Below are 1,056 nucleotides of genomic sequence, written 5' to 3'. Positions count from 1 at the left end.
CTGTGGTTTGTGGTTCCTCGCGCCCGAAACCAACATTTATTATCCGACCGGACGCGAAGCGTGACGTATGTCCACGTCCACGTCACCCGCACGTGTCCGCGACGGGTCGCCCGAGCTCGTCTGTAAACGGACGGAGAGCGACGGCGGCGGCGAGGTGACGTTCTTCGAGCGGGACGTCGACCCCGACGAGCGGACCACCCGGTGGATCACGGTCCGCGAGTCCGACTGCGTTTCCCGCGACGAGTGGCGATAAGAGAGTTTTAGCTGTGTTTTTGGTACTTATTTATAAACCGCCGCCAGCGGAGCGGCGGTGAACTCCTCCAAAGCCCCAGCCGATCGCTTATAAATAGTCGACCATGGAGCGGCGGCGAACACCTCCAAAGCCCCAGCCGCGAGGACTCGCGCGACTCGCTGCGCGCCTCGCTCGCTACGCTCGCTGCGGTGCTTACGTCGTCGAGCTCCGTCCTCACGGCTGCCCCTTCGAGTCCCACCCCGCCCCGCGCAGCACCGCCGGAAGACGTTCGCCTCGCTTCGCTCGGCGCTGCGTCTTCCGTGCCCCCGCTCGCTCCCTTCGGTCGCTCGCGGGACCGCAACCTCACGCCTCCCCAGCCTCGTCGCCCGTCCTCCGCTTCGCTTCGGACGGGCGACTCCCTCGCGCGCGCTCCTCGCGGCCGCCGAGGGCGGCCGCTCGCAGGCACGCGCCGACGACGCTGGTCATTTATAAATAATCGCCGCGGTTCGGTCAGTCGTCGTCCGCGGGCGCGCGGTCGGCGAACTGCGGCAGTTCGTCGTCGAGGAGGGCGACGGTGGCGAGTCGGATCGCGTGCGGCCAGCCGAGCGGGGTGGCGCTGTCGGGCGTCCCGTCGTCGAAGAACTGCTCCGGGAGGTACGTCGTCGGCTCGCAGAGCGTGCCGTCGGGCGAGACGTGCGCGAGCAGCTCGCGGGCCCGGGCCGTCATCTGGGCGGCGCGCGGGTCGTCGTGCGCCGCGAGCAGGGCGGCGAGCTCCGCGCAGGCGTTCGCCCCCCACGCGGTCGAGACGGTCCACACCTTCTCCG

At 69.4% G+C, this 1,056-nt stretch carries 2 protein-coding genes and 1 pseudogene; 1 reads left to right on the top strand and 2 read right to left on the bottom strand.

Features of this window, described 5'->3' with window-relative positions:
* Positions 1–67 precede the first annotated feature (67 nt).
* Positions 68–253, top strand: coding sequence for a hypothetical protein (locus U4E84_RS18600; protein WP_322533534.1), 186 nt, complete (start codon positions 68–70; stop codon positions 251–253).
* Between the two features lie 342 nt (positions 254–595).
* Here U4E84_RS18600 and U4E84_RS18595 read toward each other — a convergent pair whose 3' ends face one another.
* Positions 596–718, bottom strand: coding sequence for a hypothetical protein (locus tag U4E84_RS18595; RefSeq protein ID WP_322533533.1), 123 nt, complete (start codon positions 716–718; stop codon positions 596–598).
* 24 nt (positions 719–742) lie between these two features.
* Positions 743–1,056 (bottom strand): annotated as a pseudogene (locus tag U4E84_RS18590) (glucan 1,4-alpha-glucosidase); the annotation flags it as partial.

The sequence above is a fragment of the Halorubrum sp. AD140 genome (genome assembly GCF_034497445.1).
Lineage (GTDB): Archaea > Halobacteriota > Halobacteria > Halobacteriales > Haloferacaceae > Halorubrum.
Note: the sequence above shows the minus strand (reverse complement) of the source record. Positions and strands in the feature narration are given on the sequence as shown.